General features: G+C 54.1%; 22 protein-coding genes. 12 read left to right on the top strand and 10 right to left on the bottom strand.

Annotated features, from left to right (window positions below):
- Positions 1–81 precede the first annotated feature (81 nt).
- Together BV390_RS17005 and BV390_RS17000 are read right to left on the bottom strand one after the other, a co-directional pair.
- The gene (locus tag BV390_RS17005; RefSeq protein ID WP_085397131.1) at positions 82–936 is read right to left on the bottom strand and encodes an aldo/keto reductase; all 855 of its coding nucleotides are present in this window, start codon (positions 934–936) and stop codon (positions 82–84) included.
- 124 nt (positions 937–1060) lie between these two features.
- Positions 1061–1807 (bottom strand): MipA/OmpV family protein, encoded by a 747-nt coding sequence (locus BV390_RS17000; RefSeq protein WP_032688224.1) that lies wholly within the window; start codon positions 1805–1807, stop codon positions 1061–1063.
- A 427-nt stretch (positions 1808–2234) separates the two neighbouring features.
- Between BV390_RS17000 and yeaG the strand changes: the two genes are divergently transcribed.
- From yeaG to BV390_RS16980, 4 genes are all read left to right on the top strand, one after another.
- Positions 2235–4169, top strand: a complete 1935-nt coding sequence (yeaG, locus tag BV390_RS16995) for a protein kinase YeaG (RefSeq protein ID WP_004860792.1) — start codon at positions 2235–2237, stop codon at positions 4167–4169.
- A gap of 131 nt (positions 4170–4300) precedes the next feature.
- Positions 4301–5584 (top strand): YeaH/YhbH family protein, encoded by a 1284-nt coding sequence (locus BV390_RS16990; RefSeq protein ID WP_032688226.1) that lies wholly within the window; start codon positions 4301–4303, stop codon positions 5582–5584.
- Positions 5585–5719: 135 nt separating this feature from the next.
- Positions 5720–6373 carry a DUF1345 domain-containing protein gene (locus BV390_RS16985; protein WP_032688227.1) on the top strand — a complete coding sequence of 218 codons (654 nt, stop codon included), beginning with the start codon at positions 5720–5722 and terminating at the stop codon, positions 6371–6373.
- Positions 6374–6761: 388 nt separating this feature from the next.
- Positions 6762–8093 (top strand): carbohydrate porin, encoded by a 1332-nt coding sequence (locus tag BV390_RS16980; protein WP_085397130.1) that lies wholly within the window; start codon positions 6762–6764, stop codon positions 8091–8093.
- Positions 8094–8278: 185 nt separating this feature from the next.
- Here the strand turns inward: BV390_RS16980 and yajD are convergent, their stop codons facing one another.
- Positions 8279–8626 carry an HNH nuclease YajD gene (gene yajD / locus BV390_RS16975; RefSeq protein ID WP_032688230.1) on the bottom strand — a complete coding sequence of 116 codons (348 nt, stop codon included), beginning with the start codon at positions 8624–8626 and terminating at the stop codon, positions 8279–8281.
- A 447-nt stretch (positions 8627–9073) separates the two neighbouring features.
- The gene (locus BV390_RS16970; RefSeq protein WP_047664690.1) at positions 9074–10249 is read right to left on the bottom strand and encodes a glycosyltransferase family 9 protein; all 1176 of its coding nucleotides are present in this window, start codon (positions 10247–10249) and stop codon (positions 9074–9076) included.
- A 369-nt stretch (positions 10250–10618) separates the two neighbouring features.
- Between BV390_RS16970 and BV390_RS16965 the strand changes: the two genes are divergently transcribed.
- Both BV390_RS16965 and BV390_RS16960 read left to right on the top strand, forming a co-directional pair.
- Positions 10619–11119, top strand: a complete 501-nt coding sequence (locus BV390_RS16965) for a YbaK/prolyl-tRNA synthetase associated domain-containing protein (protein ID WP_032688232.1) — start codon at positions 10619–10621, stop codon at positions 11117–11119.
- Positions 11120–11252: 133 nt separating this feature from the next.
- On the top strand, positions 11253–11699 hold the full coding sequence (locus BV390_RS16960; protein WP_004860772.1) for a DUF441 domain-containing protein: 447 nt from the start codon (positions 11253–11255) through the stop codon (positions 11697–11699).
- Here the strand turns inward: BV390_RS16960 and BV390_RS16955 are convergent.
- Entirely contained in the window at positions 11683–12477 is a 795-nt protein-coding gene (locus BV390_RS16955; protein WP_164673306.1) for an AraC family transcriptional regulator, read from the bottom strand. The genes BV390_RS16960 and BV390_RS16955 overlap by 17 nt on opposite strands.
- A 97-nt stretch (positions 12478–12574) precedes the next feature.
- Here BV390_RS16955 and BV390_RS16950 point away from each other — a divergent pair, with 97 nt between their 5' ends.
- Positions 12575–13759: a CynX/NimT family MFS transporter gene (locus BV390_RS16950; RefSeq protein WP_064385049.1), complete on the top strand. Its 1185-nt coding sequence runs from the start codon at positions 12575–12577 to the stop codon at positions 13757–13759.
- Positions 13760–13870: 111 nt separating this feature from the next.
- Here BV390_RS16950 and BV390_RS16945 read toward each other — a convergent pair whose 3' ends face one another.
- Positions 13871–14563 (bottom strand): CTP synthase C-terminal region-related (seleno)protein, encoded by a 693-nt coding sequence (locus BV390_RS16945; protein ID WP_032688240.1) that lies wholly within the window; start codon positions 14561–14563, stop codon positions 13871–13873.
- Positions 14564–14754: 191 nt separating this feature from the next.
- On the opposite strand from BV390_RS16945, the gene BV390_RS16940 reads away from it, so the two are divergent.
- Both BV390_RS16940 and BV390_RS16935 read left to right on the top strand, forming a co-directional pair.
- Entirely contained in the window at positions 14755–15264 is a 510-nt protein-coding gene (locus tag BV390_RS16940) for a 2-thiouracil desulfurase family protein (protein WP_032700247.1), read from the top strand.
- A complete protein-coding gene (locus BV390_RS16935) occupies positions 15251–15607 on the top strand; it encodes a DUF488 domain-containing protein (protein ID WP_085397129.1) in 357 nt (118 codons plus the stop codon). Before BV390_RS16940 ends, BV390_RS16935 begins: the two co-directional genes overlap by 14 nt.
- Here BV390_RS16935 and BV390_RS16930 read toward each other — a convergent pair.
- Positions 15597–15848 carry a putative hemolysin gene (locus BV390_RS16930; RefSeq protein WP_032688245.1) on the bottom strand — a complete coding sequence of 84 codons (252 nt, stop codon included), beginning with the start codon at positions 15846–15848 and terminating at the stop codon, positions 15597–15599. The two genes, BV390_RS16935 and BV390_RS16930, sit on opposite strands and share 11 nt — an antisense overlap.
- A 299-nt stretch (positions 15849–16147) precedes the next feature.
- Between BV390_RS16930 and BV390_RS16925 the strand changes: the two genes are divergently transcribed.
- The 3 genes from BV390_RS16925 to BV390_RS30735 all read left to right on the top strand — a co-directional run bounded on the left by BV390_RS16925 (position 16148) and on the right by BV390_RS30735 (position 17724).
- Positions 16148–17161 carry a sensor domain-containing diguanylate cyclase gene (locus BV390_RS16925; RefSeq protein ID WP_085397128.1) on the top strand — a complete coding sequence of 338 codons (1014 nt, stop codon included), beginning with the start codon at positions 16148–16150 and terminating at the stop codon, positions 17159–17161.
- Positions 17162–17281: 120 nt separating this feature from the next.
- Complete coding sequence (locus BV390_RS30740; protein ID WP_004101234.1) at positions 17282–17383, top strand: YoaK family small membrane protein; 102 nt, start codon at positions 17282–17284, stop codon at positions 17381–17383.
- A gap of 215 nt (positions 17384–17598) precedes the next feature.
- Positions 17599–17724 (top strand): hypothetical protein, encoded by a 126-nt coding sequence (locus BV390_RS30735; RefSeq protein WP_088911622.1) that lies wholly within the window; start codon positions 17599–17601, stop codon positions 17722–17724.
- A gap of 42 nt (positions 17725–17766) precedes the next feature.
- Here the strand turns inward: BV390_RS30735 and BV390_RS16920 are convergent, their stop codons facing one another.
- The 3 genes from BV390_RS16920 to lpxP form a co-directional block, all read right to left on the bottom strand.
- Entirely contained in the window at positions 17767–18030 is a 264-nt protein-coding gene (locus BV390_RS16920; RefSeq protein WP_004860746.1) for a DUF2534 family protein, read from the bottom strand.
- A gap of 126 nt (positions 18031–18156) precedes the next feature.
- The gene (gene leuE / locus BV390_RS16915; protein ID WP_032695767.1) at positions 18157–18795 is read right to left on the bottom strand and encodes a leucine efflux protein LeuE; all 639 of its coding nucleotides are present in this window, start codon (positions 18793–18795) and stop codon (positions 18157–18159) included.
- Positions 18796–18886: 91 nt separating this feature from the next.
- The gene (gene lpxP, locus BV390_RS16910; RefSeq protein WP_032688289.1) at positions 18887–19801 is read right to left on the bottom strand and encodes a kdo(2)-lipid IV(A) palmitoleoyltransferase; all 915 of its coding nucleotides are present in this window, start codon (positions 19799–19801) and stop codon (positions 18887–18889) included.
- Positions 19802–19912: the final 111 nt, after the last annotated feature.

Genomic DNA, 19912 nt, shown 5'->3' with positions numbered 1-19912 from the left:
CTTTTATCTTTAAGGAGATAATCACCACTGAACCTTGATTTTCATCAACTAAGCGCCAGTGTTTTGGCGAATAATTGTTCTTTACACCATATCGAGCGGGACTTTTTTGCCCGGCGCGGGAAAGGCATTATCCAGCTGCGCCAGCTCCTGCACGGTGAGCGTTATCGTCAGCGCATCGGCATTTTGGGTCACATGTTCTACGCTTGCGGCTTTCGGGATAGCCATGACGCCCGGATGACTGATGACCCGGGCCAGCAGAATTTGGGCCGCGCTCACCCCTCGCTGTTCAGCAATATTTTTCACAACGCTGTGATTTAAAAGTCCATCGCGCAAGCGTCCGGCCTGAGCCAACGGGCTGTAGGCCATTACCGGCAGCGACCGTTGCTGACACCACGTCAGCAGGTCATGCTCAATTCCTCGCGACGCCAGGTGGTACAGTACCTGATTGGTCGCGCACCGTTGGCCACCGGCAACCTGCCACAGCGCCTGCATCGCGGCAGTATCGAGATTCGATACGCCCCAACGGCGAATTTTCCCCTGCGCCACCAGCGTCTCCATACCCTCAACGGTTTGCGCAAAGGAAAATTCGCCGGCCCAGTGCAGCAGGTACATATCGAGGTAGTCGGTCCCCAGGCGGCGCAGGCTGGCTTCGCAGGCATCCATCATCTTCTGCCCAGCGGCATGCCACGGATATACTTTGGAGACCAGTACGACGCGATCCCGCAGGCCGCGAATCGCCTCTCCGACCACCTCTTCCGCACCGCCATGCGCGTACATTTCAGCGGTGTCGATGACCGTCAGCCCGCGTTCCACGCCCGCTCGTAGTGCAGCAACCTCCTGCGCGCGTCGGGCCCTGTCTTCACCCATATACCAGGTGCCCTGCCCGATGGCAGGAACTGCCGCACGATCGCCAAAAGATACCGTTTTTTCCATCATCGCCCCCTTCGGTTATGCCGTTGCACCACCGTAATGCAAAACAGGGCGCGACGCCCTGTTTTGATGCACGAATTTCTTCGTTATGGTGCACGATCGTCTGCTCGACGATCGCGCTCGTGTTCAATCAGAAGGTGTAGGTAATCCCCGTGGAGATCAGACCGCTCCAGGATTTGTCCACCATCGGGCTGTCGGTGATTTCATTAGACAGGCGGGTGTAACGCGCCGCGCCATACACGCTCCAGTCGCCGAGGAAACGGTAGTTAGCCGACAGCTCAAGATACGGGTTCCAGCTGCTATCCGGGTCGTAGCTACGCATGCCGCTACGATTCGACTCATGCTGTGAAACGCCGTAGTAGTATTCGTTCTGGTTATCGCTGTTCCACTCCAGGCCAATCCCCGGCGTCAAGGTCAGGTTGCCGTTGGTATAGCGATAAAGCCAGGCCGTATCCCAGGTGATACCGTTGCTGTTACCCAGCGTGTCGCCCGCAAGCGTAGTACGCAAGAAGCCGTACTGCGTGTTGTGGACATAAGAGAGCCCGGCCATCATGGTTGTTTTACGGCGATCCAGCTTGCGCATTTGCTCACTATCGCTGTCGCCCGGCTTGAAGTACATCGGCGACCAGTAGGCGGTCACGGACAGCTTATCGGTGTTGTCATTCCACAAATAGTAGCCGCCGCCGAGACCACGAAACCAAAAGCTGTCGCTCTCATAGCTAATTGCCGGGACGGGGAAAACATCGGCATCGTATTGTTTATAAGGGTTCTCGACGATACCCACGCCGGCCCCTAACGTAAATTTCCCTTCCGCGTGGGCAGCCGAAACAGAAGCCGCAAGGCACACGCTGAGTGCCAGAGGTTTGATCTTATTCACAATCCATATTCCCGTTTGTCAATTAATACGCAGGGGCAGTTTACCGTCGTAGGCCTCATGCCTCAAATTCTTTACCCGTCATTACATAAACCATTCAATTTCTCATCGCCAGATGACCATAAACTTGCAGCCGGATGACAGCACCATGACGCGGCCTGGCAAGACGTGCGAAAAAGCGCCTTTTTTCCGGATGAGTTATTGATATGTCATTGAAATTGATTTTTGACGGCATGCAAGTTTTCTAAATGCATCTACGCTTTAATTTAGAAGAAGTGATTTTAGCGCACGTTGTCTGTGTCGCTTCGGCAACCTGGCATAAGGGTTGCTGGAGAATCGATGAACGTCGCGCAGTTTACCTCTTCCGGGAGCTCCCACTATTCATATGAACGGCTCTCAACTTGTGCTAAAAACGAAAGGACGGCATGCCATGAATATATTCGATCACTATCGCCAGCGTTATGAAGCTGCCAAGGACGAAGAGTTCACACTGCAGGAGTTTCTTACCATCTGCCGGCAAGATCGCAGTGCTTATGCCAACGCGGCAGAACGGCTGCTGATGGCCATTGGTGAGCCAGTCATGGTCGACACGGCCCTGGAACCCCGGCTGTCCCGTCTCTTTTCAAACCGGGTTGTCGCGCGCTATCCGGCATTTGAAGAGTTTTACGGTATGGAAGATGCTATCGAGCAGATCGTCTCTTACCTGAAACACGCCGCACAAGGTCTGGAAGAGAAGAAACAGATTCTGTATCTGCTGGGCCCGGTGGGTGGGGGTAAATCGTCGCTGGCTGAACGTCTGAAATCCTTAATGCAGCGTGTGCCTATCTATATCCTGAGCGCCAACGGTGAACGTAGCCCGGTCAACGATCATCCGCTGTGCCTGTTTAACCCGCAGGAAGACGCGCAGATTCTCGATAAAGAGTATGGCGTGCCTACCCGTTATCTCGGCACCATTATGTCGCCGTGGGCGGCAAAACGCCTGCATGAGTTCGGTGGCGACATCACCAAATTCCGCGTGATCAAAGTGTGGCCCTCTATCCTTGAGCAAATTGCCATCGCCAAGACCGAACCGGGTGATGAGAATAACCAGGATATCTCCGCGCTGGTCGGTAAAGTGGATATTCGTAAACTGGAGCATTATGCCCAGAACGATCCGGACGCCTACGGCTACTCCGGCGCCCTGTGCCGCGCCAACCAGGGGATTATGGAGTTCGTCGAGATGTTTAAAGCGCCTATCAAGGTGCTGCATCCGCTGCTGACCGCGACCCAGGAAGGCAACTATAACGGGACCGAGGGCATTTCGGCCCTGCCGTTTAACGGCATTATTCTCGCCCACTCCAACGAGTCCGAATGGGTGACCTTCCGTAATAACAAAAACAATGAGGCCTTCCTCGACCGCGTGTATATCGTCAAGGTGCCTTATTGCCTGCGCATTTCCGAAGAGATGCGTATCTACGAAAAACTGCTTAACAACAGTGAGTTGACCCACGCGCCGTGCGCCCCGGGGACCCTGGAGACGCTGTCGCGCTTCTCGATACTGTCGCGGCTGAAAGAGCCGGAAAACTCGAGCATTTACTCCAAAATGCGCGTGTACGACGGTGAAAGCCTGAAAGATACCGACCCGAAAGCGAAATCCTATCAGGAGTACCGCGATTACGCCGGCGTCGATGAAGGGATGAACGGTCTGTCCACCCGCTTCGCCTTCAAAATATTGTCGCGCGTGTTTAACTTTGACCACGCCGAGGTCGCCGCGAACCCGGTCCATCTGTTCTACGTCCTGGAACAGCAAATCGAGCGCGAGCAGTTCCCGCAAGAGCAGTCGGAACGTTATCTGGAGTTCCTCAAAGGCTATCTGATCCCGAAATACGCCGAGTTTATCGGTAAAGAGATTCAGACCGCCTATCTTGAGTCCTACTCCGAATACGGGCAGAACATCTTTGACCGTTATGTCACCTATGCGGACTTCTGGATTCAGGATCAGGAATACCGCGATCCGGACACCGGCCAACTGTTTGACCGCGAGTCGTTGAACGCAGAGCTGGAAAAAATTGAGAAGCCGGCCGGGATCAGCAACCCGAAAGACTTCCGTAATGAGATAGTCAACTTCGTCCTGCGCGCCAGGGCTAATATCAACGGACGGAACCCGAACTGGACCAGCTATGAAAAACTGCGCACGGTTATTGAGAAGAAAATGTTCTCCAATACCGAAGAGCTGCTGCCGGTGATTTCGTTTAACGCCAAAACGTCCACCGACGAGCAGAAAAAACACGACGATTTTGTCGATCGTATGATGGAGAAAGGCTATACCCGTAAGCAGGTCCGTCTGCTGTGCGAATGGTACCTGCGCGTACGTAAATCATCCTGATAACGGAAATTGCCCGGCGGCGCGTTGCCTGCCGGGCCTACAACAACAGCGACCTGTAGGCCGGGTAAGCTCAGCGCCATCCGGCATTTCCGTCGCAGCGTAAGGTTGGCAATTGCAGCACAGGAGGGCATATGACCTGGTTCATAGACCGGCGCCTGAACGGAAAGAATAAAAGTGCGGTGAATCGCCAGCGCTTTTTGCGCCGTTATAAGGCGCAGATTAAACAGTCCATCTCCGAGGCGATCAATAAGCGTTCAGTGACGGATATTGACAGCGGAGAATCCGTTTCTATCCCGACGGATGATATCAACGAACCGATGTTTCATCAGGGACGCGGGGGGCTGCGTAACCGTGTACATCCGGGAAACGATCACTTTGTACAAAATGACCGCATCGAGCGGCCTCAGGGCGGCGGAGGCGGTGGCGGGAGCGGTCAAGGGCAAGCCAGCGCCGACGGCGAAGGCCAGGATGGTTTTGTCTTTCAAATATCGAAAGATGAGTATCTGGATCTGCTGTTTGAGGATCTCGCCCTGCCGAACCTGAAGAAAAATCAGCAGCGCCAGCTCACCGAATTTAAAACTCACCGGGCAGGCTTCACCGCCAACGGCGTGCCGGCCAATATCAGCGTGGTGCGCTCCCTGCAAAACTCGCTGGCGCGACGTACCGCGATGACGGCGGGCAAGCGTCGCGAATTACGGGCGCTTGAGGAGGATCTGGACACAATAGCCAAAAGTGAACCGGCGCAGTTGCTGGAAGAGGAGCGTTTACGTCGGGAAATCGCCGAGCTGCGGGCAAAAATCGAACGCGTGCCGTTTATCGATACCTTTGACCTGCGTTACAAGAATTACGAAAAACGCCCGGAGCCTTCCAGTCAGGCGGTCATGTTCTGTCTCATGGATGTCTCGGGCTCGATGGATCAGGTCACCAAGGATATGGCCAAGCGTTTTTATATCCTGCTGTATCTGTTCCTCAGCCGGACCTATAAGAACGTTGAAGTCGTCTATATTCGCCACCATACGCAGGCCAAAGAGGTGGACGAGCACGAATTTTTCTATTCTCAGGAAACCGGCGGCACTATCGTCTCAAGCGCCCTGAAGCTCATGGATGAGGTGGTTAAAGCACGATACGACCCGTCGCAGTGGAATATCTATGCCGCACAGGCCTCGGACGGCGATAACTGGGCGGATGATTCACCGCTGTGCCATGAACTGCTGGCTAAAAATATTCTGCCGGTGGTGCGTTACTACAGCTACATAGAGATAACCCGCCGCGCGCACCAGACGCTGTGGCGCGAATATGAGCATCTGCAGGAAACCTTTGAGAACTTTGCTATGCAGCACATTCGCGACCAGGAAGATATCTATCCGGTGTTCCGCGAACTGTTCCACAAGCAGGGTTCCGAGGTCAGAAACTAGCCAATAAAAACAGTCAGTTACATTAAGATCCTGACTGTTTTCCTTGAAGACTGGCCGTTGAGTATTTGCGCGTCAATTCCAATAATGACGTTTGAATAAGCCTGAATCAGTGTCTGACTGGAAGCGACTGCCACTATGCGCCTTACCGCCCACCTCTACGTTCGTCTGCCCCTGCTGATTTCTATCGTTCTGGGCGTCGTCTGTTTTTTCTTGCTTCCGGCACACCTGGGAACCTTGCAAAGAGTGCTGATCGGCTGGAATACGCTGGCATGGCCTTATCTGATTTTTATCTGGATCCGCATGTTGATTACTGATGTATCGGGCATTCAGCGCATTGCCCGATTACAGGACCAAAGCGCGATGCTCGTGCTAACGATAGTGATTGTGGCCTGTGCGGCCAGCATTGTCGCCATTTTAAGCGAACTCTCCGCGTTGAAAGAGCTCTCCGGCACGCCGCGCGTAGTGCATCTGCTGTTGACGGTGGCAACCCTCATTGTCTCCTGGGCCCTCCTGCCCAGCTCTTTCGCTATGCACTATGCCCATCAGCACTACCTGCATCGGACGCAGGACGTCACCCCGATGATATTTCCTGAAAAGCCGGAGGACCCTGGATACTGGGACTTCCTGTACTACGCGTTTACGATTGCGGTGGCATCGCAAACCGCCGATGTGGCCACCGGGACAACCGGGATTCGTCAAATCACGCTGCTACAATCGGTTATCTCCTTTGTGTTCAATCTCGCGATACTGGGTCTGTCGGTCAACGTCGGCGCAGGTCTGCTGAATTAGTCCCTCCGGATCCCGTTTCAACTGGCGCAACCAAAGCCGACTGTCGTTCCAACATGACGCGGCGGAGGTTGCCCTTCCCCCAGCCCCCTCTCCCAAGCGGCTCCTCAGGGTCAGCGTTGCCTTTAAAACGCTTATTTTTGTGCGTTAGTCCACAATTTAATATTCCGCAAGGGCAATATTTACTTTTAAATAAATGTGCTGTTTTAGAGCCGCAGGTTACACCATACACTATGCCTGAACGTGCAATAGCGCCTGAAAAATTAATATTCTTTTATAGCAATTAAAATATTTTACCTTTTAACCGCCACCAGCAGCGGCTGAAATTTAATAATTAAATCCCGTGCAATTTGTTACGGAAATTATATTTTAAAACACCAGGAATTAATTAATGAAAAAATCTTTATTGCCCCTTGCCATTGCGTCGTCACTTTCAATGGTGTCCACAGCCGTATTTGCAGATGATAAAACGGATGCCCCATCCAAAACCGTTACCGCCACCGACACCTTAGCTGGCATTGATTTTTATGGATATTTCCGTTCAGGCATGGGCGCCAGTGACGGCGGTGGTTCGATGAAAGACGCGACCGGCGGCAGCTTCGAGAAGAATAAACTCGGCCGTCTGGGTAATGAATTTGACACCTACGCTGAAGTGGGCTTTGGTAAAGAACTATATCGTTCAGGAAGTCAGTCTGTATATATTCAGACGATGATCAACATGTACGACGGTGATACCAATAGCAGCCACGAAAATAAGTTCGGCTGGGAAAATATGAATATCCAGTTCCGTAACTTCATGGGCCTTGATGAAACAACCTGGGCGGGTATTCGCCAGTACAATAAATACAGTATTGACGCCAACGACTACGATTACTGGAACCATACCAACATCGGCGGCGGTATTGAAAAAATGAGTCTCGGTCAGGGGAAACTTTCTGTCGCATTCTTACATCGCGATATTGATGAAGATCTTTCTGCCTTTGCCGAAGGCGAAGTGGACGCTCAGCAGCTGATCGATTCCAATCAACTTGAACTCATGTATGACAGCCAGCCTCTGTGGGATGGCGCAACGTTAGCGGTGGGTTATAAATATCTCCACGCAGATGCTAACGATGAACAAGTCGAGCGAGCCAACCACGATTATGTCGATGGCCAAACCGCGATGGTGGTGTTGAAACAGCAGATCTTCGACAAAGGCGTTAACAATACGGTTATCCAGTATTATGGCAAAGGCTCGGCCCTGCAAGGCGTGACCTTCGGCGCTGCGGACACGCTCAATGGCACGGTTAAAGAGGGTGAAGGTTGGGCACTGCGTAACTACGGCACCATCCCGGTTGCCGCGGATTGGGATGTCAGCCATGCGCTGAACTATGCTGCCGCCAACGATGTTGAGCTGTGGAATGGTGATAAGGGCGATGCGTCAACGGCGTCCGTCAGCGCGAAAGTGACCTATCACTGGTCTGATTACACCCGAACGTATCTTGAAATGGGTTATTTCGACGACAAGAAAACGGTTAACGGGACTGACTACGATCGCAGCGGAGCAAAGTACACCCTTGCTCAGGCGCTGTCCAACGGTCGCGATAAGCCAGAATTACGCGTATTCGTCAGCCACTACGATAGCGACCGGGATAACTGGACGGATGCCAGCGAATCGTCCTTCAATAATGGTCTGGACAACGACACCTGGGCTGTGGGTATTCAGGCTAACGTCTTCTGGTAATCATGCACTGTCTACTGCGGGCGACTGGCATAAGCTGCCCGCAGTCGGCAAACCGGCGAAGGGTGCTGTCTGAGCGAATGCGCCGGGCAGCAAAGTCGCGGTGATAAGCCAGACCTGAACCACGCAAAGATGCGCCTGTCAGGGCTGCTCAGACAGCCCTGTGCCAGCAGGAAAGATGGCTGATTTTATGACTTCTTATTGAGCATCGATTTTAAATCCGCAAAGGGATTATAGGTTGCGGCGGCCACATCCTTTTGCGCATCCTCCCCCGCCACCACTCGCGTGCCGTACTGGTCCGCCTCGGTGTATTTGGAGTGCTCATGATCGTGGCAGTACAGACACAATAACTCCCAGTTGCTGCCATCTTGCGGATTATTGGTATGGTCGTGATCTATATGGTGAACCGTTAATTCGCGCAGGTTGGAATAGACAAACTCCCGCGAGCAGCGCCCGCATACCCACGGATAGATTTTTAATGCTTTTTCGCGATAGCCGCTTTCCAGCCGGGCATAGTTTTTAGGGATCAGAGCCATTGGAGAGGTTACCTGTTACAAAGAGATAATAGGTTAGATAGTACCTCCAATCGGGTCCGCAAGGGAACAGAAGGCCTGATGAAAGCGCAACAGGCAACGGGCGAGAGTCTGGAAGCAAAACGGTGAGGCACTCCCCGGCATCAACGTAAGACGGCCTTCCGCTTACCGCGGCCGCCTTGGTTTTGAATACGCGCCATTATAATTAGCCGTCGCAAAATTCAGGCTAAAAGGTCTTTCGTTTTACATAACCTGCCGTTCGGCTGACTGCCGCTCCCCGTTGGCCGGCCCTTTCGCCGGATTATCCCTGTGGCGTAAATCCCCCCTTTTTGACTCCTGCTATTGTGCTGGTTGACCGGGAATCTGGTGCATAAAAAAGCCAGCGATCTTGTATCGCTGGCCACGTGATGATGCCCTGCTGCCGGACGTACCCTCTGCCAGCAGCGACGATTATCGATCGTTGAGACCATCCCGCCCGGGCTCTTTTGCCAGCACGCCACCTTCAATCTCACTCATAATCAGACTGGCCAGATTCTCCATGTGATGGACCTTGCCGCATTTGACAATGATCTGCCGCGCGTTGTCATATCCCGGCGCCCACAATCGGTTGTTCATGCGCACATCTTTATAGATAGCCACCAGCGGTTTTCTCCACGCTGCCGCCATATGGACCACCGAGGTATCCGGTGAGATAACCAGATCGGCATCGGCAATCAGCGCCATGGCGTGATGCAGCGTTTTGAAAGGGTTAATGCGAACCTTTTCTGGCAGCGGGAGTCGGATCTCATTGCGGTGATCGAGCAAAATGATCTGTACATCGGGATAAGCCTTCTGCAGTTTGCCGATGAGGGATGACAACTGCGCCTGCGACAGGCTGCGGTCCGGATGCCCGGCAAAAATATTAATGATGACTTTTCGCCCGACAATCCCCGCCAGATACTGCCGGGTTTGCTGATAAATATCTTCTGGAATATGGAGGTCATAGCGCTCCAGATGTTTTTTATCCAGATTCAGATGCTCGGCGATAAACGTATAGGTTTTGCTGACATGCCAGTTTTCACAATCAAAATCAAAGGATTTTGAATAGTGATTAATAGATGCCCATTTATTAAACCCCAGGACCGACTTTGCTTTTATTTGCCGCAATAACAGCATCCGGTGTATGGGCATGTCGAATAAAGAGGGATCGATAACAATGTCATACTTATTATTCGCAAGCTCATTAATAACGGACTCAGGAACATTATGGGTAAATTTATGCAGGAAATCACCGGAGGCTACATTCTCAGCCTCATAGATCCGGCGAATGCCCGGATGATACCGCATCACCTGGCTATTCGATTTTGTCAGCAGGAAATCCACGATAAATCCAGACTGATGAAGGCACTTAACCAATGCGGAATCGACAACCACATCCCCGATAGCGCCTTCATTGCGCATCAGCAGCACCGTTTTTGCCGATGACAAATCCGGCTCATGACGCGCAGGGCTATCCCACAGCGTTTTTGCGATATAAACCCGTAAGGCGTTACGCACTCTTTTTGTAAAATAATTACGGCGCCTGTTAAGTTCCCTTATTTTTTTAAACTTCTTCGGGGATACCCGCACCGCTGTGTTATCTATCATCATATCCTCGTAACCACAATTAACCGCACTACTATCGATTTTGTTAAGGACTCAATAAAATGAGAAAAGTTCTATTGCTTAATAAATTCTTTCCATTTTGTCGTGAGGAGAGCTTTGGCCAGCGATAAATTGAAGAGAATTTGCTTAAATTATGAATTAAATACGAATAATCCGATGAGAAGATATGAATTGGCCCTCACCGTTCGCGGAGGTATTGATCGTTGAGCATCATGTCGTTTATCCCTCTCCTCTCAGGTCCACATTCACCGCGCAAGCAATCAGAACAAAAATGCTCCTACGGGTTCCGTGGGTTCTCATCAGGCGTGAAGAAGATTATGCTGACGGCTTTGTCATGCTGGAAAGATTGAGATGAACATGCCGGAAAAACGCAACACCCACCGTCAGCTGCTCGCGCTGCTTGAACAGCATCAGGCACGCTATCGCGTCGTAGAACATGAGGCCGTGGGGAAATGTGAGGCCGTGTCGGAAATTCGCGGTACCGCTTTGGGCCAGGGCGCAAAAGCGCTGGTCTGTAAAGTCAAAGGGAACGGCGTGAACCAGCATGTGCTGGCGATCCTCGCCGCCGATCAACAGGCAGACCTGTCACGCCTGGCGCAGCATATCGGCGGCAGCAAGGCGTCGCTGGCCAGTCCGGCGGAAGTCGATACGCTCACCGCCTGCGTTTTTGGCGCCATCCCACCGTTCAGCTTTCATCCGGACTTGCGGCTGATTGCCGATCCGCTGCTGTTCGATCGCTACCCTGAAATTGCCTTTAACGCCGGCCAGCTGGATAAATCCATTATCCTCAACACCAGGGATTATCTGCGCATCGCCCGCCCGGAGCTGGTCGCCTTTCGCCGCGAAAGCTGAGGTGTGATAGTACACCGCCACGTAAAATTGTGCAGATGCCTGAATACGCGGTCGTTCGTCAAAAAAAGCCTGTCTATTCACGCTATTACGCGTAAAGTAGACAGGCTTATTATTTTGGCAAGGATCTCCCTTCATGTTCGATACAACCCTGTTTATTCTGCTGGGGCTGGCCGCGCTGGGTTTTATCAGCCATAACACCACCGTGGCCATTTCTATCCTCGTTTTAATCATCGTTCGCGTCACGCCGCTCAACGTCTTTTTCCCGTGGATTGAAAAACAGGGGCTGACGATCGGTATTATTATTCTGACCATTGGCGTCATGGCCCCCATTGCCAGCGGCACGCTGCCGCCGTCGACGCTGCTGCACTCGTTCGTTAACTGGAAGTCGCTGCTGGCGATTGCGGTGGGCGTATTCGTCTCATGGCTGGGCGGTCGCGGCGTGGCGCTGATGGGGTCGCAACCGCAGCTGGTCGCCGGGCTGCTGGTCGGCACGGTCCTTGGCGTAGCGCTGTTCCGCGGCGTACCGGTTGGCCCGCTGATCGCCGCTGGCATCATTTCACTGTTTATCGGGAAGTCGTAACCAGACTCGCCAGGTAGCGCCCTGGCGTCTGGCCCAGCCCCTTTTTAAACATCGTAATAAACGCGGTCGTCGAGTCATATCCCAGCGTTTGCGCGGTCTGCTGGACCGTTTGCCCGCGAATCAACATCTGCAGGGCCAGGATCAGCTGCAGCTGATGTCGCCAGCGGCGAAAGCTCAGCCCGGTCTCACGCACCACCAGCCGCGCCAGATTCCGTTCGCTCATCGCAAATTCCGCCGCCCACTGCCCCAGCGTCTGCCAACGGGCCGGATCAACCGCCATAAAATCCGCCATCTGGCGAATCTTCGGATGGGGGGAAACCGGCAACTGCAGATGTTCCTGCGGCTGTCGTGGGAGCTCATCGAACAGCACCTGTACCAGCCGTTGAGTAGTCGGATGGGCAAACGCCTCCCCGTGACGTCCGGCGAGGGTCAGGATAAGCTCGCGAACCAGGGGAGAAATTTTTAAGGTACAACAGTGCGCCGGCATTGGCGCAGCATCCGGTTCAATAAACAGAAAACTGATTTGCGCCCCCGGCGTGGCGCGGTTGCTGTGGGGCATCTGACCCGGTACCCACACCGCGTACTGCGGCGGCACCATCCACATAGCGTTCTCCACCTCGCAAGTGAGCGCTCCATGCAAGGCGAGGATCAGCTGGCCTTTGCGGTGCTGATGGCGAGGGATGAACTGCTCGTCCTCCACCACCTGAATGCGAAAAGCGAGGGCCGATTCATGGCCGCTGTCCGGATCGTAGCCATCCAGGCCAAGTCCTATCATGATTTTGTCCGATATTAGCGATAATCTGTCATTTTAGCTTGATTTAAACCATCGGCAAACGCGCTATTGTAGCCGCCCTGTTTACTCGTCAGAGATTGCCATGAGTTCTGTTCTGCCTTCTACCGGCCGCCGTCATCTGCTGCTGATTGCCGGGATTTTATTGATTGCCTCCACGCTACGCGTGACTTTTACCGGCGCAGCCCCGCTGCTGGACGCCATTCGCGCGGACTATGGTCTCTCCACCGCACAAACCGGGATGCTCACCACATTGCCGCTGCTGGCCTTTGGCCTGGTATCGCCGCTAGCGGCAGGCGTCGGTCGCCGGCTAGGCATTGAGCGCAGTCTGCTGGTCGCGTTAGTCCTTATTTGTCTGGGTATCGGATTGCGTTCGCTTCCTTCCACCGCCTTACTGTTCGGCGGTACGGCGATCATCGGCTGCGGAATTGCGCTCGGTAACGTTCTGCTGCCAGGTCTGATCAAACGCGATTTCTCACAGCATGTTGCGAGGATGACCGGGGCCTACTCGATCACTATGGGCGGAGCGGCCGCGCTGGGTTCAGCCATGGTGGTGCCGCTGGCGCTGGCGGGTTTCGGCTGGCACGGCGCGCTCTTGATGTTAATGGTCTTTCCGCTGCTGGCGCTGCTGGTATGGTTACCGCAAACGCGCAAGACCGCGACTGCGCCGCTCACCGGTTCCGGCGCCATGCACAATCGCGGAATCTGGCGCTCCGCGCTCGCCTGGCAGGTCACGCTGTTCCTCGGCATCAACTCGCTGGTCTATTACGTTATTATTGGCTGGCTGCCGGCCATTTTGCAGAGCCTTGGCTACAGCGAGGCGCAGGCGGGCTCTCTGCATGGTTTGCTCCAGCTGGCCACCGCGGCCCCCGGGCTGGCGATTCCGCTGATTCTTCATCGCCTTAAAGACCAGCGCGCCATCGCGGTCATTGTGGCGCTGATGTGCGCCATCAGCGCCTGCGGGCTGTGGTTCTGGCCGGGACAGGCGGTAGTCTGGACGCTGATCTTTGGTTTCGGTTCGGGGGCGACCATGATTCTGGGATTGACGTTTATTGGCCTGCGCGCAAACTCTGCGCACCAGGCAGCGGCCTTGTCGGGGATGGCACAGACCATCGGATACCTGCTGGCCGCCTGCGGACCACCGCTCATGGGGAAAATTCATGATGCCAACGGCGACTGGCAGATCCCGCTTATCGCCGTGGCGCTGATTTCAGTCGTCATGGCGCTGTTCGGCGCACTGGCCGGACGCGACCGGGAGATAAACGGATAGCGCTTTGATAAGCCGCCATTACGATGGCGGCAATATTTTCCTGCTCGCCCGCGCCGCCGGGGTGATACCGGCAATGCGGACTCAATCCAGTAAGATTAACCGGCGCTGAGATTACTGGCTTGCGGCATGTAAAAACGCCTGCACCAGCGGTGCGGGACGCCCTTCGAGGGCATGACGTTCATGCTGAAACAAGGTCGCCACAAAGAACGGATGTGTGACCAGTTCCACCGCGCGAATCTCCCCCTCTTCATCCCATCCGGTTACCCGCAGCTCCCCCTGCTCCAGTTCACGGGCAAAGCTGTCGGCGATACCGTAGTTGCAGTGGTAGCCCTCTTCAATATGATCGCGACCGTACGCACGGGCAATCAGGGTATGAGCGCGCAGCTCAATGGTGTCCGACTTTTCAACCAGCGAGCAGCTGAGCGGCGCTATCACCATCCGTCCTTCGGTATCGGTTTCAGCATGTGCCGCATCCTGCCAGCCCATCACGTTACGCGCATATTCGATTATCGCGTGCTGAAAACCACCGCAGGTTCCAAGGAAAGGCACGCTGTTTTCGCGCGCGTAGCGAATGGCGGTAAACGCGCCTTCGGCATTTTCGTACGGACTGGCGGGCACGACCCAGATAGCAGCGTAATCCACCAGCGCATCGGCATGATGAATATCACGAGTTGCCAGCCACTCATAGCGCACGGGCAGCTCCAGCACGGCAGCAGCATCGTCGATAGCCAGGGGGATAGCTTTATGGGCAATCACGTCAGGATTGTAGTCGCCAACCAGGGCAATACGCAGGGGGGTGTTCATAGCAGGATCCTTATGTCAGAGCGATTTTCGGGCAACACAAGGAGCCTCAGATTAGCGATCTCCGTCGCGGAACACAACCCCTGTTTTCACCACGGCAGAAGGCCATTCGTGCTTTCGGATTGCTTTGTGCGCGGGTAATTTCCTCGCGCAGGCGCTATTGTATAGCGCCGAGGAATAATGATGGACCGCCTATGAAAAGCAAAATTTTGGTCAGCGCCTGCCTGATGGGTTTTCAGGTTCGCTATAATGGCAGCCAAAAAGCGCAGCTTGCCGACGCGCTGGCGCGCTGGCAGCGCGAAGGTCGGCTGGTAATTCATTGCCCGGAGCTGGCCGCCGGGCTGCCGGTCCCCCGACTGCCGGCCGAAATCCTTCACGCCCAGGGCGCGGATGTCATGCAAGACCGCGCGCGTATCGTTGAAAGCGACGGTCAGGACGTCACCCCGCACTATCAGCTGGCCGCATGGCTGGCCCTGCGCGCCGCACAGGATGCCGGCTGCGAGGCCGCGTTGTTAACCGATGGCAGCCCGACCTGTGGCAGCCAGTTTATTTACGACGGGACGTTCAGCGGGCAGCGAAAGCCGGGCTCAGGCGTGGCGGCGGCGCTGCTGCGTGAACACGGAATCGCCGTTTTTTCCGACCAACAGCTGCCCCAACTCCTCGCCTGGATGCAACAGAGAGAAAATAGCGATGATTCACTGTAAACGCGTTTATGATCCGGCAGAGGCCGGCGACGGTTACCGCGTCCTGGTCGACCGACTGTGGCCGCGCGGGATGAAAAAAGAGGCTTTGCGCTACGATGAATGGTGCAAATCGCTCTCGCCCTCTTCGGCGCTACGTAAAGCGTTCCACGGCGAGGCGATCGATTTTGCCAGCTTCAGTCAACAGTATCGCCAGGAACTCGACGCCCGGCGTGACGAAGGATTACGTCTCGCCGGGCTGGCTCGCCAACAGCCCTTAACCTTGCTGTATGCCGCCAAAGATATCCGGCAAAACCATGCGCTGGTGCTGGCTAACTGGCTTGAGAATCTACCGGTTACGGCTTAGCGGGGTGATCCCGGCGCCACAGTTCCCATTCATCGAGGGTTTCCCCGCCGGGCAGCTTACAGTCGCTGCGCACGCCCTGCGGCGTCTGAACCGGAATCAGACTACCGCCTTTTTGCGTACAGTAGACGGAAGCCGGGTTGGCCATGCCGATAGTCTGCGGCGGCGGTGGGGCATCCTGCGGCTGCGGCTGCTTCGCGCATCCGGCCAGGGTCAGCGGCAGTAGCATTATCATCCACTTCATTTCTGTTCCTTCTTTGCACAGAGCAGGTATTTGCCCTGATTCTTCATGGTTTCTCCATTTTAACTACACTTTTGCCCCGTAGAGTAGCGCTTGTTCTCGAACTGACCAGAGAACAGATCATTCCATAATCAATGAGTTTTCCCCGTCGCCCCCGACGGGGCTTTTTTTCCCCGCTGCGATCGCAGGTATTCCCTTCATTAATGTGTTAAATTTGTTGTATCTATGTTTACTCTTCGTTGGTAGCCGTTTTCCAGCATAAATGACTGACGGCCCCACCCGCGATCGGGAGCCGTACATTCATGTCAGATTTTATTCTTGCTCGCGTCTCGCAAACGCTCGCCAATGAACATTCCCTTGAAATGTTAGTCAGGCAGCTGCTAGAGATGCTGGAGCTTGTGACCAGAATGGAGTCGACTTATCTGACTCGTATTGATTTAAAAGCGCAGCGCCAGCTGGTCCTGTACGCGCATAACAGCAGCGAAATGCAGATCCCGGAAGGGTTTTCGGTGCCGTGGAATGAGTCGCTGTGTAAACGTGCAATCGATGATGACTGCCAGTTCAGTAACGATGTCAACACCCGCTGGCCGTCGTGCATCGCCGCTCAGGGCATGGGTATTATCACCTTCTTCAGCATTCCCGTGCGCCTCGCCGACGGTTCGCTGTACGGCACATTGTGTGCAACCAGCCGCAATAAGCAGCCCTATAACCTCGAAGGCGAGCAGGTGATGGAGCTGTTTGCTAACTTAATTTCTCACTACATTGAGAAAGAGACGCTGGTTGATCAGCTTCGCGCCGCCAACGTCGCGCTGGAAATGCACTCCTATACCGACGAGCTGACCGGCTTAGCCAATCGCCGGGCGCTGTTTAAGCATCTGTCGTCAATGTTTCCCCGCGAGCGCGAACGGCAGCGCAATCTGCTGATGATCTTTATCGACCTCGATGATTTTAAAGCGATCAACGATCGCTTTGGTCATCAGTGCGGCGACAGCTTTTTGATCCAGATTGGCGAACGGCTGAAGGCGAATATTCGCCAGGGAGACCTGGTGGGGCGTCTGGGCGGCGATGAGTTTTTGGTCGTCGGCACCGAACTGGACACTGTGCAACAACAGTCCTTTGTTGCGATCCTGCGAGAGGCCTTACGTGGAGTTTACTTTCTGGGTGAACACCGAATTAACTATCCCGGTGCCAGTTTTGGCGTCACTGAGGTGAATCCGCAGATTCAGGATGTCGAAAGTGCGCTGCGCGCTGCGGATGATGCGATGTATCAGGATAAAAAGTCCCGTCGGCGCGATTCCTTTCTGAATATTGATTAAAACCTGACGGCGATATCCAGTATGATAGCGAGGTTTTCCGGTAAGCTGTGGCGATGTAATGCAACGGCTTAATGGTTTTGTGGCAGGACAGGTCATATTTTTAGCTTCAGGGGTAACATCATGAGATTGGGTATTCTTTTCCCGGTGGCCATTTTTATCGTCGCCGTTGTTTTTCTCGGTTGGTTTTTTGTCGGCGGCTACGCGGCTCCGGGCGGCGCGTAATGAAAAAAAGTACCATTCTGATGATTATCATCGCGATCGTGGCCCTGGCCGGCGTTCAGTTCGGCTGGTGGTAGCGCCTGCGGCCGGGGATCATTCGTCAGAGCGTTATTGCGGAGTTATCCTATCCACTCAATAAGTTAACGCTATACACTCACTTCATCAGCCGACTCCGCAAGCTCTTTGCCCGCGGACGGTGGACAACGGAGAAGTGAGAAATGAAAAAACCGATCGTGTTATCGTTGATTCTTGCGCTATGCACGCTGTTATCGGGATGTATTGTTGACGACGGCTATCACCACAGGCACCACCACCATCATCATTATGACGGCCGCGGCTGGTGACGGAAGGGTTAAACAGGGCGAACGCGCGTTCGCCCCATAGTCTTAGTCCTGACGGTCAGAACCTAAAAAGAAGAAACCCAGCGGGATGGAAAACAGCAGCGTGAACACGATGCTGTACACGGTCACCATCGCCCCCTGCAGGAAAAACATCGATGTGCTCCATTCGGAGTACGGCATATTGTATTCGCTAACGACCCCGCCAAACGTTGCGCGGCCCACCACGGTAAGCGCGATGGCAAACACAATCCCTATCGACAAGAAGAATTTCTTGCTGTTTTTGTTACTGATGAGCTTTTGCAGAATCATCCGGGTTCCCTTTTCTCTGACCGATAATCGGCTGTATATGTAACATTAATGCAATAAAAACTGAAGGGTTTTTGTTACAAGCCAGAGGATATCGCTATCAGGCCGGAATCACGACCGGCCAGCGGTTTACGATTGCAACGTTGCCAGACGCGCAGCAAAACCGACAAACACCAGACCAATCAGACTGTTGCCGATTTTTGCCAGTTTCTTTCTGGTCTTCACGTAGCGCGTCACGAACGAACCGGACAGGATCAGGAAGCTCATGTACATAAAGCTAATCACTTCCAGCGTCAGCGCGAGGATAAAGAACGCCAGCCCGGGCGTTTTCGCGCTAACGTCGATGAACTGCACGAAAAAAGAGACATAGAAAAGAATGGCTTTAGGATTCGTCAGGCTAAGCGTCAGCGAGCGTTTCAGAATCGCGCTTCCCGGTTCAGCTCCGGCGTCCGCGTGTCCTTCCCGCTGGGTCAGAACGGAATAGAGCATTTTGCCCCCCAGCCACAGCAGGTAAATCGCCCCCAGATAGCGAACGATATTAAACAGCACCGGCGTGGTCTTAATCAGGGTCGCGACGCCGGCAAACGCCAACAGCATCAGCACAGCGTCGCCGATAAACACGCCAGCCGCCGCCAGATAGCCCTTTTTAACGCCGTGCGCAATACCGGTTTTCAGAACAAAAAAGGTATTAGGGCCGGGTACCAGGATGATAAAAATAGCCCCGACCAGATAGGTCAGATAATTCAACACACCAAACTCAGCGAACACGCTGCACTCCTTCGCTTTCAACAAAAAACATGATCGCGCTCACGTTAACGCAACTGCCGCGATTTTGAAAGCGCTTACGGTGCTTGTTGGCTTAGTAGAGTGAGCCCTCGCCCAGCGGGCGGGTTTTGAAACGCCGATGTACCCACAGATATTGCTCCGGCGCGCGCAGAATCTCTTTTTCAATCACCCGGTTGATGTAGCTGGCCGCATCCTGTTTATCTTCACCAGGATAGTCATTCAGCACATCGCTGATGTACAAGGTGTAACCTTTCCGGTCCATCTTGCGCACCATACTGATGCTCAGCATCTTCGCACCGGAGAGACGCGACAGGACGTAGGTACCGTTTGTCGTCGCCGCCTGAGGGACGGAGAAGAACGGCGCAAACACGCTGCCTTTCGGGCCATAATCCTGATCCGGGGCGAACCATACCGCTTCGCCGGCTTTCAGCGCGTGCACCAGACCAGATAAATTACGGCGATCGATCATCGCTTTATTCGAACGCAGGCGTCCGCGGGTTTGCACCCACTCCATCAGCGGGCTGTTGTGCGGGCGATAGGTCGCCATCATTGGCCGACACAGGCCCATGGTACGGCCACCGAGTTCCAGCGACATGAAGTGCACGCCAACGACCATAACGCCCTGCCCGGCGCTTAATGCTTTGCTCAGGTTCTCAAAGCCTTCAACGTCGAACCATTTTTTAACCCGCTCGTCGCTCCAGAACCAGGCCATACCGGTTTCGATAAGCCCCATCCCCAGCGACATAAAATTCTGCTCAATCATCTTATCCCGCGCTTGCGGCGACATGTCCGGAAAACAGAGTTCAAGATTGCGGCGGGCAATATGTTCGCGGCGCTTAAGGAAGCGGCGCGACGCCTTTCCTGCGCTGGTGCCGATGATATGTAACAGAGGATAAGGCAATTGCACGATTAACCAGAGAATGGCCAGGCCAAACCAGGTCCCCCAGTTGCGAGGGTGCAGAAGACTTTTATTAAAAGCGCAAGGCATGATTTTTCCTGTAAACGTCTATAAATGAGTAGCGCTTAAGGAAAAAACGAAGTCCATTCATCAGTCGTTAGGCGGTACGTATAGCAACTATGACAATAGTAATCCGGCTAA

It is taken from the genome of Klebsiella sp. YJ, from assembly GCF_002108615.1.
Classification (GTDB): Bacteria; Pseudomonadota; Gammaproteobacteria; order Enterobacterales; family Enterobacteriaceae; genus Klebsiella; species Klebsiella planticola.
Note: the sequence above shows the minus strand (reverse complement) of the source record. Positions and strands in the feature narration are given on the sequence as shown.